This window comes from Pseudomonas sp. GM102, from assembly GCF_000282555.1.
GTDB lineage: Bacteria > Pseudomonadota > Gammaproteobacteria > Pseudomonadales > Pseudomonadaceae > Aquipseudomonas.
Map to the genome: position 1 here is coordinate 1 of NZ_AKJB01000145.1, position 12,793 is coordinate 12,793.

Annotated in this window: 8 protein-coding genes and 1 tRNA gene; 2 read left to right on the forward strand and 7 right to left on the reverse strand. The window is 59.4% G+C overall.

Features of this window, described 5'->3' with window-relative positions:
* From PMI18_RS01735 to PMI18_RS01715, 5 genes are all read right to left on the reverse strand, one after another.
* The coding region (locus PMI18_RS01735) for a DUF5801 repeats-in-toxin domain-containing protein (RefSeq protein WP_443200883.1) at positions 1-1,118 on the reverse strand (1,118 nt) is incomplete at its 3' end.
* 288 nt (positions 1,119-1,406) lie between these two features.
* Positions 1,407-3,371: a metallophosphoesterase gene (locus PMI18_RS01730; protein ID WP_007907305.1), complete on the reverse strand. Its 1,965-nt coding sequence runs from the start codon at positions 3,369-3,371 to the stop codon at positions 1,407-1,409.
* A gap of 94 nt (positions 3,372-3,465) precedes the next feature.
* Positions 3,466-4,284, reverse strand: a complete 819-nt coding sequence (gene dapF / locus PMI18_RS01725; protein WP_007907307.1) for a diaminopimelate epimerase — start codon at positions 4,282-4,284, stop codon at positions 3,466-3,468.
* Between the two features lie 258 nt (positions 4,285-4,542).
* A complete protein-coding gene (locus tag PMI18_RS01720) occupies positions 4,543-6,282 on the reverse strand; it encodes a dipeptidase (protein ID WP_007907311.1) in 1,740 nt (579 codons plus the stop codon).
* A gap of 364 nt (positions 6,283-6,646) precedes the next feature.
* The gene (locus PMI18_RS01715; RefSeq protein ID WP_007907313.1) at positions 6,647-7,759 is read right to left on the reverse strand and encodes a CapA family protein; all 1,113 of its coding nucleotides are present in this window, start codon (positions 7,757-7,759) and stop codon (positions 6,647-6,649) included.
* A gap of 197 nt (positions 7,760-7,956) precedes the next feature.
* On the opposite strand from PMI18_RS01715, the gene PMI18_RS01710 reads away from it, so the two are divergent.
* Positions 7,957-8,031 (forward strand) — tRNA-Gln (locus tag PMI18_RS01710).
* A gap of 186 nt (positions 8,032-8,217) precedes the next feature.
* On the opposite strand, the gene PMI18_RS01705 is transcribed toward PMI18_RS01710, so the two are convergent.
* Both PMI18_RS01705 and PMI18_RS01700 read right to left on the reverse strand, forming a co-directional pair.
* Positions 8,218-10,218: a peptidase U32 family protein gene (locus PMI18_RS01705; RefSeq protein ID WP_033036900.1), complete on the reverse strand. Its 2,001-nt coding sequence runs from the start codon at positions 10,216-10,218 to the stop codon at positions 8,218-8,220.
* A 149-nt stretch (positions 10,219-10,367) separates the two neighbouring features.
* A complete protein-coding gene (locus PMI18_RS01700) occupies positions 10,368-11,264 on the reverse strand; it encodes a LysR substrate-binding domain-containing protein (protein WP_007907316.1) in 897 nt (298 codons plus the stop codon).
* Positions 11,265-11,424: 160 nt separating this feature from the next.
* On the opposite strand from PMI18_RS01700, the gene PMI18_RS01695 reads away from it, so the two are divergent.
* Positions 11,425-12,726, forward strand: coding sequence for an NAD(P)/FAD-dependent oxidoreductase (locus tag PMI18_RS01695; RefSeq protein ID WP_007907317.1), 1,302 nt, complete (start codon positions 11,425-11,427; stop codon positions 12,724-12,726).
* Positions 12,727-12,793: the final 67 nt, after the last annotated feature.

Sequence of the window (12,793 nt, forward strand, 5' to 3'; positions counted from 1 at the left end):
ACCCGAACATTGGTGATGGCAATCGACGCATCACCCGCATAGCCATTGATGAAAGCCGCGCCAGATTCAACAGCGGTGGTGAATGCGCTGATTTTTACGACTGCAGTCTTGCCGCTTTGCAACTGTACGACGTCGAAATTAGCCATCCTTGCATTGAAGACGCCGGTAAAGTCGATGTTGGATTCAACATCTGCTTCGTTCTGATCCAGGTTAGGAATGGTCATATCCTGCCTGGCACCGGTGACGAACGAATAGCGGATGCCTTCCTGTTCCGTAATCATCTGGTTGTTGGTGCCGAAGGTGGTCGGGCCACCCGCCTGGCTGGTATTGATCGTGTCGCCAGTCGTTATATTGACGCCACTTGACTGGTCTGCGGGGTTCTTTCCGGTGGCGATGATGACGGGATCCGTGATCCGTACGACACCACTGACAGTTTCAGTTGCCGGGTTCGCTTTGGTGAACATCAGGAACAGGTTCTGACCGGAGGGCGCATTGGCCAGGCTGAATTCCAGGTCCTGACTGGCGCCGATGAAAACCTTATTCAGCAGATTGAGCGAATCATCGGCGTTTGTAGCATCTGTATGCTTGAGCGGTTGGTACTCCACGGTCCAGATCTTGCCGCCCGAAACCGGTGATCCGGTTTCTTCGATATAGGCAGCGAACACGATCGCGCCGGTCGCGCCACCGGCTCGGCCCAGAACGATGTTGTCGTTGTTCGCATCCGTATAGAGAAAGATGCTGGTGCCATTGAGGGTATCCAGACCGCTGTCCAGACCATTGAGCGGTGCACCAGCGCTGTCGACGAAGCTGATATTGGTAATGCTGGCTCCGGGGTCGGCGGTGACGGTGAACGCATTGCTGCCGGTGTTGCCCACGGCACCGGTGTAGCCACTCAACGCTGCACCCGTTGCTGTACCGGCACCCAGTGCGGTCAAACGGGTAGCGAAGGTCGAGGGCAGGGATGCCACGAGAATGTCGTTGTCGTCAGCATCTCCCGCAGGGGTTGAAGTGGCGGTGGCATTCTGCAAACCGGCCGTTTCGTCCAGCGAAACGTTCGCGCCGCTCCCGACCACGCTCAGAGCACTGGTCAGCAATGAGTTTTGTTCCTGAATAGTCATTACGTTTACCTGGGCAATTGCGGTCATCTAGGCCTGACCGTTGACCTTTGGTCGCAACTATGGATAAGCGCCGGGGATTGCGCATCGACCGAAACTCCCAGGCGGGGTGGGAGTTTCAGACTATTGGGGAGGGGGAGACGGGATTGCGAGAAGGAGGGGAGTGTCATATTCCGTTTGTAAATTGTTCAGGTCTGAGATGAATCCCAACCCATGCAGGCGTCAGGCTTGCCGGCGAAGGCGTCCTTGAGAGCGTCTTCGCCGGTCAGCCTGGCGCCTGCGAAAAGCGGTTTACTCACGCCCAATTTCGATGGGCGGCTCGATCAGTTGCAGTTCGAGCGCACCCGAGGCTGGCACGAAGCGCGGGCCAGTGCTTTCAGGCGTTGCCCGAAGCCTCCAGGTGCGCTGCACCTTCGCCAGTTTGGCGACTCCTGATGCCACGGACCAGCGCCGGCAGACCTTCTCCAACTTGAGGGGGTAAATGGTGAGTTGGTCGCCTTTGAAGTGCATGCGCAGGAAGCATTTGTGGTCGGCGATGCATTGCGAGGAAAAAACCACCTCGCTATGCAGGCCCCATAAGGTGTTGCCTATCACCATCCAGGCACCGAACAGCAGGCCTCCCAAAACGCCGCCGAACAGCAGCGTCCCGGACAGAAACAACAAGACTTGTTGTAGGTCGTCTACCTCCAATTGAAAGTAGTAGATGTTGACACGGCCCATGAGCCACAGCAGGCCGATCGCCAGCCCCAAGTGAAGCAACCCGTGAGCGGCTCCGACGGCATAGGCGAGCTTTCGGGTGCGCTTGACTCCGGCGGCTGAGAACACTGCGCAACCCAGCACAATGGTCACGGCGAGCATGACCGACGAAGGACTGTAAGCCATGACCAGAAAAAGCTGTCGCCACGCTTCGAGGAGGTTAGGAATAGACGCTTCGAGGCGAGACAATTCCTCCATCAGGCTGCGGTTATCTCGCGCCGGGTGAGGGACTTTACTGGCACTTTGTACCATCCAGTCGAACAGCAGGTACAAGATGGCCAACATGCCGCAGAACGAGAGGTTGCGGGTGGGTAGCCGCCAGGCCCGATTACGCAGTTGCTCGGAGGTCTTTTTGTCCGGGTAGACGGCGGCCAGGTCATAGTGCTGCCGGGTCCCGCCGACGTTGATCGGCTTGGGCGGATCTGGCAACTGATGCGTGCCATTCAAGAAGGCGCCACCGCCTCCGCAGGTGATGCGCTGCGGCGCCTGGGTGCCCGCTTTTGGCTGGTAGCGCGCGTAGTGGTGCGAGTCTCCGGCCAAAACGACCGCCAAGTGGTCACCCAGGAGCTCTTCGATCTCGCGCAGGCTGCGGAAGCGCGGCGTCTGGGTTTCGATCGAGGGCAAGGCCTTGCTCTCCTCGCGTGCCAGACGTTCGGCCTCGTCCACCCAGCTCGGCTCGGGCGCACAGAGGATCACGCGGTCGCCTGGCTGCAGTTTGGCGTGCATTTCTTTGAAGTATCGTTTCTGCTCTCGATCGATCATGGACTCCAATTGCAGGTCCAGGCCCCAGACCCACCAGCCATTGGGCAGTTGCAGCACGTAGTAACTGGTGCGCTGGCGGGTTTCCCAGCCGCCAATGGGCTTTTGCTCGCAAAACAGTTGGGAGAAGCCGCGCAGACCGTCATACCAATCGTGGTTGCCGGGCGTCGCCACTATCCACGGCGCCCCGGGCTGCGGCACGGGCTGATCCTGATCATTAGGGCGCACCTTGGGTACCGGCGCGGGAAAGGCGGCGCGGAAGGGATCCAGGAAGCGGGTGCGGTAGCCGGATTGGGCCGGTGTGGGATAGACCTGATCGCCGCCGAGCAGCAGCACGTCGCCGCGCGGCAGGGTGAGCGGGTACTCCGGCAACTTGACGTCCTGGCTGACGCACAGGGCCATGGAATAGGTGGAGTCCCAGCCATCGCCGGTATCGGCCAGATAGTCGACCCACAGGTCACCGTCGGCAGGCACCGGGATGGGCGGGTTAGCGTTTCGAGGGTTGAGCATGGCCGACACATCGCGTGGGTCAGCGAAGGCACCCATCGTGGTGGCCACAGCCGATTGCAAGCCCGTGCGCATTAGCTGAAACGGACCTAGCCAGTTGACCATCGGCTCCTGGGTGTAAAGCTCGATGCGGCTATTGGTCGTGGAAGATTTAGTGGCTTGGGTCATGACCAGAGGCGCAGAGTGGGGTGTACGCCCATCTCCAGCGCGAAACTCAATCGAATGCTCCTTCATCATTCAGCCTCCATTGCTGTAACGAATTCGGGTACCTCAGAGTTGATTGCTTGTGGTTGACTCAGAATAGGTCAGTTATGCGATAGCCGCCGGTTCATTGGCTTAAGGAGAGGCTGTCGTGAACAGTTCCCGAAAAAGTTGTCTCTACCGGCCCGGTGAGAAAGACCGGTCCCACACCATCCCATTCAACAGTTACAGTTCCGCCATCACATTCAACCTCGACGCAATGGTCTAACAAACCACGACGAATGCCATTAACAGCGGCGCCACAAGAGCAGGAACCTGAACCGAGCGGAATACCACCGCCGCGCTCCCAAATGCGCAACCGAATGTATTTTCGGTTAATGATCTGGACGAAATGCACGTTCGTCCTGAGGGGAAAAAGAGTGTTGGTTTCAATGGTTGGTCCGAGGGTTGCTATATCAACGGCTGTAAGATCATCGACAAAATAGGTGCAGTGCGGATTTCCCATACTGCACGCTGCCGGGCCACCCGCAAGCGGCAAAACGGCAGTGTCCAGTTCCCGGGCCAGGGGAATATCCGACCAGCCGAAAAGCGGCTCCCCCATGTTGACGGAAATCGCACCGGTTGAAGTTCGCTCGCAGGTGAGTAGACCTCGGTTGGTTCGCAGCGCTATCGAAGTAACATTTGATTCGCGCATCAGCATATCCGCGGCCCCCCGCGTTGCGCTGCCACAAGCATCCAGCGTGGAGCCATCGGCATTCCAGAACATCAAGCGCGCAACTGCATCATCGCAATCGAGCACCACCGCGAGTTGATTGAATCCGATGCCTCGGTGCCGATCACCCATTCGCCGAGCCATGGTACTTGTGATTGGATTGGCCGAATTTCGCGAGTCCACAACAACGAAGTCATCGCCATTGGCGTGCATTTTATGAAAGCTCAGCGGCATAAATAGATCCAGGCGAAGAGACATGGGGGGAGTTGATATTTAAAGGCGATCTGGCTCCATTCGCATAACTTTTTCAAGCTGCGTGAAAACTCAAGAGGCGGATGTGTTTGGCAGACACTTACGGTGCAAGTCTCGTTTCCCGTTCCATTGATGGCTAGATGGAGTTCCACTGAACTCCAGGCAATTTCAGCTGCTACGGATAACATTACGTCTTGACTGACTGACAGACCCGCCAGCATGGCGGGTCCGAAAGCAGGATCAGAGTTTCGGCAACTGCCCGATGCGCCCGAGCATTTCGGTCACGATCTGCAGGTCCAGCAGGAACTGGTCGACGGTCTTGAACTCGTTGTCGTTGTGGCCGGTGTACTTGAGCTCGGGTCTGGCCAGGCCGAACTGCACGCCATTGGGCAACTCATGGACCGAAGTGGCGCCAGCGGAGGTGCCGAACTTGTGTTCCATGCCAAGGTTTTCGCTGGACACGGCCAGCAGGGCCTTGACCCATTCACCCTCAGGGTTGCGGTGCATCGGCTCGGCGACCGAGTAGTCAAAGGAAGCCGCGATGTGGGTCTTCTTGCTCCAGGCGCCAAGCTTGTCGGCAATTTCGGTCTTGAGCACTTCCGGGGATTTGCCCTTCGGCACGCGCAGGTTGACTGCAAGCTTGAAGGCTTTTTCATCCATGCCGACATAGGTCAGGGATGTAGTCAGCGGTCCCATGAAGGCATCGGAAAAGCCGACCCCCAATTTGCCACCCAGGTAGTCCAGCCCCCAGTTGTCGGCGGCATAACGGGCGGCATCGGTAATGTGGTTGTGCTTGAGCGCGACCTTCCCGTCGAGGCTGTTGATGAAGTCCAGCATCCTTGCCACCGGGTTGACGCCTGATTCGGGCTCGGAGGAGTGGGCGGAAACGCCGGTGACCGTCAGCATGACGTCCTTGCCGACGACCTTGGCGCTCACCTCGAAGTTGCCGCCATTGCGCTTGGCATAATCAGTACCGGCTTTCTGCAGGCTGGCGGCCAATTCGGCGGGCTTGTCAGTCACCAGGGTGGCGACTGACGTCGATGGAATCTGGTTGGTTGCCAGGCCGCCGGTCATTGCAGTGATTTCTGCGCCTTTGCCCTCTGCCTTACGCCGGGAAAAGCTCGCCATGACGGTGCCGTAGCCTTTTTCGGCAATCACCACCGGGTAGCCGCCATCCAGCGCCAGGTTGTAGTTGGGTGTCGGGTTGTGTTCGAAGTAATAGGGGATGGCGTCGCCGGTGGTTTCTTCGGTGGTGTCTACCAGCAGCTTGAAATTCCTCGCCAGTGGTAGCTTCTCTTCCTTGATGATTTTCATGGCGTAGAGCGCCACCACAATGCCGTTCTTGTCATCCTCGGTGCCCCGGCCATACATGCGATCGCCGACCAGGGTGACCTTGAATGGATCAAGTCGGGTGCCGTCTTTCAGGACCCAGTTCTCCGGTGTCACGGGCACCACATCGGCATGCGCATGAATGCCCACGACTTCATCGCCGTTGCCTGCGAGGGAAATCTCATAGACGCGGTTGTCGACGTTGCGAAAGTTCAGGTTGAAGGCTTGAGCGAGGTCCTTGAGCTTGTCGGCGATCTTGATGAATTCCGGATTATCGTGCTGGGCAACGCCGTCCACGCGGAAAGTCGGGATTGCCACCAGTTCACGCAGGGTCTCAGTGGCAGCACTGCCGTATTTCACCCGTGCATAGAGGCCAAGCAGGCGATGGATTTCATTCTGCTGTTCAGGGGAAAGGGGCTTGTTGCCCTGGAAGGCACTGATTGCCGGGCCGAGGTCGTTGGTTTTGGCAAGGTCGCTTTTGGCCAGGCGTCCCAGGAACTGCCTGAAATCCGTTACCGATGCGTCACTGAAAGTCTTGAGGATGGTCGCGCTCTGTTGCGGGGTGATGTTGGCGTGCGCTGACGTGGTGAACGACGAAAGGCTGGCCAGCATCAGGGTTGTCGCGGCCAGGTGTTTGAGTGAAAAATCCATTGCAGGGGCATTCCTTTGCAGGCGGTTGGTGAGAGCTATCTGATCGATCAGACAGGAACTTGTCCAAACTAACACCATCAGGAAGTGGCACGGGAGTCCCTGAAGCGGGATCTGTCGCACAGAAATGCAAAAACGACGCAGAAACGAAAAAAAACCGGGAAGGTTGCCCGACGCTGTTCATTCAAGAGAGTCTTGGGTCAGTGGGAAACCTGTGGCGAGGGAGCTTGCTCCCGCTTGAGTGCGGAGCACTCACAGAAATCGGCGATTGTTATCAGATTTTGGGGCCGCTACGCAGCCCAGCGCGAGCAAGCTCGCTCGCCACAAAAGTAGGCATGACTGAAGGTTTTCTTGTTTTCAGACGTTCTTACCAACACAACTCGAAGGCATTTTTCGCGCCCGGCTGGATGCTGCTGCCCAAGCGTGCACACTCGCGAGAAAGGGTGTCGTGCAGCCATTGACGGTCATCCCCTTCGGCGTGACAGATGCGAAAGCGACAGAGGCGGGTGGGTATCAGGTCCAGCGACTGCAGGTGCCCGTTTGGGGCCAGCGAGGCAAAGTACAGAAGGCCCAGGTCGCCGCGAAAGGCTGTGTGGCCCTCGATGCCTTCGTAGTCGTTCAGCAGATCACCGCAGCCATAGAGAATCAGGCGTTCGCGGTACACCTCGATGCCCTTGACGTGGTGTGAAGAATGCCCGTGCACCACGTCAACTCCGGCCTCGTCGATCAAGGCATGGGCGAACCGGATCTGCTCGCGCGGGATATCGAACCCCCAGTTGCCACCCCAGTGAATGGAGGCGACCACCAGATCTCCCGGTTTTTTGCCCTCAAGAATTCGTTTGGCCACAGGGCGCAGGCTTTGCATCGACAGATCTTCCAGCCGCGCGACACCTGCGCGTCTGTCCGTGGCGGCCCAGTCCTGCCCAATGCCGCTGTCGGGGGCGCCGAGGCCAAACACCAGCAAGCGCCGCCCGTCAGGCTGCGGCAGCACGGCGGGCGCTTCAGCCGATTGCCGGTTGTGCCCGGCGCCGGCGCTGCACATGCCGTTGCTCGACAAGGTATCCAGCGTATCGGCCAGACCGGCGGCTCCCCAGTCCAGCACATGGTTGTTGGCCAGCACGCAGCAGTCGATGCCAGCTGCGCTGATGACCGGGAAGTTCTCCGGGGTCATGCGGTAATTGATGCCCTTTTGCTCCGGTCGTCCACGGCGGGACACCGCAGTTTCCAGATTGATGATGCGGGCGTGTGGCTGGCGAAGTTCAAACTCATCCAGCGCAGCGCCCCAGACATAGGCGAAATCGACGGGGAGGGGAATCGGACCATTGAGTCTTTCTGCCAGCCGGACGTAAACGCCGGCATTCTTGACGTAGTCTTCGTAAAGTCGCGGATCGCCAGGATGCGGCAGTATTGAGTCGATGCCACGGGCGGTCATGACATCGCCGGCGAGAAACAGCTTCAGTGAATCAGTAACAGCTGCCATGGCGCCCTCCAGGATCAAGAGTAAGCGTCTGTTTTAAAACAAATATATTTTTGTTTTGGCCTTCCCAGGCGAAGCGAAAGTTGATAAATTTCCGCCCGTTCTTGCAGAGGCCCTCACAGGGGGCTTGTAGCGCAAGGACGCAGCATCTCGTGTTGCCCGCCTGAAAACTCAGTGCAGGCACTCGCAGCAACAGATACAGGGGCGTCGCCAAGCGGTAAGGCAGCAGGTTTTGATCCTGCCATGCGTTGGTTCGAATCCAGCCGCCCCTGCCATTTTCCTTATACTCATCCAAGTATGGCTCCGCCGGCAGGTAGTGCGGGAGTCCCGGAGAGTTGTCTTTACAGAAAGCGCCAACGCCGATCCGGCGTTTTTTTATGCCTGCAAATCCTTCTTGGTGACGCCTTTGACATTCAGCTGTCTTGCGAACGCAGCGCCGTAGCGCCGCGCTCGCAAGTCACTCAGTGGGGCGCGCGAGGGATGGTCTTGAGCAGGTCTTCGGGGCTGATGTGACCGACGACTTGCTGCACCACGCTGCCCGGTTGCGGCAGGTCGAGGATGTGCCCCTTCATTTTGCCGATCACGTGCATCTCGCAAGGCTTGCAGTCGAACTTCAGCGTCAACACCTCGTCACCGTGCACCAACTGCATCGGCGCGACTTTGGTGCGCACGCCGGTGACGCCCTTGGCCTGCTTGGGGCAGAGGTTGAAGGAGAAACGCAGGCAGTGCTTGGTGATCATCACCGGCACCTCGCCGGTCTCCTCGTGAGCCTCATAGGCCGCGTCGATCAGCTTGACGCCGTGACGGTGATAGAAGTCGCGGGCTTTCTGGTTGTAGACGTTGGCCAGGAACGACAGGTGCGATTCCGGGTACACCGGTGGCGGATCGGTCTCGGCCTTGCGACCACCTCGTGGGTGGGCCTTGATGCGGGCAGCGGTCAGCGCTTCGATGACTTCGCGGCGCAAGGCCTTGAGCTGCGAGTTGGGGAGGAAATACGCCTGCGGTGCATCCAGCTCAATCGCTGTGGCGTGGTACTGCGTGGTGCCCAGTTGGCCGAGCAGGTCGTGCAGCTGTTCCAGGGCCTGTTCCGGCTTGTTGGCCAGGCCGAATGGACCGTCCAGGGCGACAGTGGCGCTGACACCTTCCTCGCTGGTGGCCGTCAGCTCCAGGTGATCCTCACGCAGGCGAGCGACCCAGGCAAGACCCACCCGGCGCTCGGCGGAGGTCTTGAGCAGGGCCTGCTGCCAGTTGTGGTCGAGGTTGCGGCTCAGTGGGTGATTCGGCCGCAACTGGTGCAACCCCTTCGGCATCTCATTGGGCTCCACACGATAGCGGTAGCGCTTTTCCCCGTCCTCTTCGAACTCGCCCTTCGGCTCGGCGATGTTGGTGCGCCAGCCCACCACCTCACGCTTGACCAGCACATTGAGGCCGTCGCCGTTGGACAGCGGTTCGTGGGTGACCACCAGCAGATCGCGCTTGCCGACTTTCTCCACCACGCCCACCGGCAGGCCGGTGAAGGTCGGTGTGTCGAAGGCGCCGATGTCGATCTTGCGGTCGCTGACGAAGTAGTCGGTGCTGCCACGGTGGAAGGTCTTTTCCGGGTCGGGCAGGAAGAAGTGCGCGGTGCGGCCGCTGGACGCGCGGGCAAGGTCGGTGCGGTCTTCGAGGACGTCGTCCAGGCGCTGGCGATAGTAGGCGGTGATGTTCTTCACATAGCCCATGTCTTTGTAGCGACCCTCGATCTTGAACGAGCGCACGCCGGCTTCCACCAGCGCGCGTATGTTGGCGCTCTGGTTGTTGTCCTTCATCGACAGCAAGTGTTTTTCGTAAGCGATCACACCGCCTTTTTCGTCCTTGAGGGTGTACGGCAGGCGGCAAGCCTGGGAGCAGTCGCCACGGTTGGCGCTTCGGCCGGTCTGCGCGTGGGAGATGTTGCACTGACCGGAGAACGCCACACACAGCGCGCCATGGATGAAGAACTCGATCGCCGCATCAGTTTCGTCGGCGATGGCGCGGATCTCTTTGAGGTTCAGCTCGCGGGCCAGTACCAATTGGGAGAAGCCAGCCTGGTCGAGGAACTGCGCCCGCGCCAGGGTGCGGATGTCGGTCTGGGTGCTGGCGTGCAACTCGATCGGCGGAATGTCCAGCTCCATCACGCCCAGGTCCTGGACGATCAGCGCGTCGACGCCGGCGTCGTACAACTGGTGGATCAGCTTGCGGGCCGGCTCCAACTCGTTGTCGTGCAGGATCGTGTTGATGGTGGTGAAGACCCGGGCGTGGTAGCGACGGGCGAATTCCACCAATTGGGCGATATCGCTCACCTCGTTACAGGCGTTGTGGCGGGCACCGAAACTCGGACCCCCGATGTACACGGCGTCGGCGCCATGCAGGATGGCCTCGCGGGCGATGGCCACGTCGCGGGCGGGGCTGAGCAGTTCCAGGTGATGTTTGGGTAGGGACATTTTTTTAGTCTGGCTTGTCACGGTCAAGGTGCGCATTGTAGCGGCGAAACGTATGACCGGCACCCGTATGCTGCCCGATGGCGACCGCGTGCGGAGCGGGGCCGCCGGATAAAGTCGCGGACTCGGCCCTTGGCCGCCGCCGTCCAGCTTCAGCCTTCGTCCTGTTCGGCCTGCCGGGCGAACCATTGCATGATCGGCAAGCAAGCTGGATGCGAAGCGGCCGAGGGTTGCGGGCACAACGAATAGACCCCCCGGGTCTTCAAGGGTTGGCCGAACGGGATGACGAGCACACCACGACCGATGGATTCCTCTGCCAGGGTCATATCGGTCACGGCCACCCCCAAACCTCGCGCCGCGGCATCAAGTGCCAACTCGTCGAGGTTGAAGGGGATGTGCCTGTAATCCTCCAGCGACTTGCCGCCATTGGCTGCCAGCCAGTCAATCCAGGCTTGTTTGTCTGCTGAGCGATGAAGCAGCGGGAAGTGCACGAGATCTTCTACCGACGCCAATGGCTGGGTTGCGCTGGCCAGGTTCGGGGCGCACACCGGCACCAGCGCCTCTTCGAACAAGGTCAGGCAATCAGGATCGCTGGATGGTTCGGGCAGGTAGAGGATGTAGGCGTCGCTGTCGCTCGCCGGCTCGACGATTTCCGTCGCGACGGTTTCGATCGACAAGGATACGTGCGGGTGAAGCCGGTAGAAATCGCTCAGCTTGGGCAGCAACCAACGAACCGCCAGCGATACGTGCATGCGTATGCGAAAGGGGCGCTTGTGCGGAGAAAGCCGATCCTGGAGTGTTTTCAACTGCTCGAAAATATTCCGGGCGCTGCCAAGCACCTGTTCGCCCTCTGCGGTCAGTCGAATGCTGCGGCTGTTCCTCACGAACATCGGTACGCCGAAGTGACTCTCCAACTGCTGAATTTTTCGGCTCACTGCGCTTTGGGTCAGGCAGAGCTTTTGCGCCGCTTGGGTGAAGCTGCCCGAATCAGCGACCTCCACCAATGCCTGCAAGGCCTGAAGGGAGGGTAGGTGGCGAAGTTTATCCATGCGTTTTCAGAATGTCTCAATGATTTTATAACGTTGGTTGTAGGGGTGTTGACCTTATAGATTCTAGCTCTGGCCACCGTCATATCAAACAGCTCATGCGATTAGCGCATGCGTGAGGATAGAGGCGGTTGGCAGAATGACAGTCAAATCGAGGTGACGCATGGAAAATATCTGTGGCTGGATTGCGCAAGCTGGAAGTTCAGCCGGTCGCGCGCGGCTGAGCGGCACGCAAAAAGCCGATTGGCTGGTCATCGGTGCCGGCATCACCGGCCTGTGTGCCGCTCACACGCTGGCGCAAATGCACCCTCAGGCACGCATCGTGGTCGTCGACAGGCAGCGAGCAGCGCAAGGGGCTTCGGCGCGTAACTCAGGATTCGTGGTGGCCCACGAACATCCGGGCAACGATGAACTGATTGGCGGTGAGGGGTTCGCTGGTTTTGAAATCGACACCTCGATTTCACGGGCCGCCAGCGAGGAAGTACGCCAGCGCATTACTCGGCATGACATCGCGTGCGACTTCAGGGACTGTGGCTATTACTTTGCGGTCAGCGATCGCGCCAAGCTAACCCATGTCGAGGCCAAACTGGCGACGCTACGAGCCCTCGGTGCCTCTGCGCAGTTTCTGCAAGGTGAACAGTTGAGCCAGAAACTGGGTACCCGGCATTACCAGGCCGCGATCTGGTGTGGTCATGGCAACGCATTGCTTCAACCGGCGAAATACGTGAAGGGCCTGCTGAATGCGCTGCCGGACACTGTGACCCTCTACGAAAACACCGATATCACCGGCCTGGAGCGTTTGGGCCAAGGGCGCATTCGCGCTAATGGCATCGATGGCAGCATTGAGGCCAAGCAGGTGCTGGTTTGCTTGAACGCCTTCATCCCGCGCGCGGGGATCGATGGCAGCGCAACGTTCCCGATGGAGCTCAGCGCCAGCCTCACGCGGCCGCTCAGCGACGAAGAGTTCCGAGCCTTCGGCGGCGTGGAGCCTTGGGGTGTGTTGTCCACCCGTCCACTCGGCGCCACGGTGCGGCTGACCCCGGATCGCCGCGTGATGATCCGCAATACCGCCGAATACCGCTCTCGGGATTTGTCCGACAGTGATCTCCTGATCCGTCGAAAGCACCATGTGCTGGGCCTGCAACGACGTTTCCCGTGGTTGACCGAGCAGGATATTCAATACACCTGGACCGGACACCTGAGCGCCTCACGCTCCGGGCAACCTTATTTTGCCAAGGTCGAAGAGGGGCTGTTCGCCGTCGCCGGATGCAATGGTTCGGGGGTCGCGCGCGGCACGCTGTGGGGACGCCTGCTCGCCGAACTGGCGTCGGGTGCCAGCTCGCCAATGTTGCAGTCGGTGATGCACAGAGCACAGCCCGGCTGGCTCCCGCCCCGACCATTGCTCGATATCGGTGCCATGCTTCGTATGCGCGTGGAGGCGGTCAGGGCCAGAACAGAAATCTAAAAAAACCGCAAAAAACAACAAATCCAGAAAGCCACAAAATAATAAAAGCCCCTGAAAAAGGTGATTG

What these genes read in the sequence shown, in the direction of transcription:
- PMI18_RS01730 (WP_007907305.1), bottom strand. Translation starts at nt 3,371, where the DNA reads ATGAAGGAGCATTCGATTGAGTTTCGCGCTGGAGATGGGCGTACACCC.
- dapF (WP_007907307.1), bottom strand. Translation starts at nt 4,284, where the DNA reads ATGCCGCTGAGCTTTCATAAAATGCACGCCAATGGCGATGACTTCGTT.
- PMI18_RS01720 (WP_007907311.1), bottom strand. Translation starts at nt 6,282, where the DNA reads ATGGATTTTTCACTCAAACACCTGGCCGCGACAACCCTGATGCTGGCC.
- PMI18_RS01715 (WP_007907313.1), bottom strand. Translation starts at nt 7,759, where the DNA reads ATGGCAGCTGTTACTGATTCACTGAAGCTGTTTCTCGCCGGCGATGTC.
- PMI18_RS01705 (WP_033036900.1), bottom strand. Translation starts at nt 10,218, where the DNA reads ATGTCCCTACCCAAACATCACCTGGAACTGCTCAGCCCCGCCCGCGAC.
- PMI18_RS01700 (WP_007907316.1), bottom strand. Translation starts at nt 11,264, where the DNA reads ATGGATAAACTTCGCCACCTACCCTCCCTTCAGGCCTTGCAGGCATTG.
- PMI18_RS01695 (WP_007907317.1), top strand. Translation starts at nt 11,425, where the DNA reads ATGGAAAATATCTGTGGCTGGATTGCGCAAGCTGGAAGTTCAGCCGGT.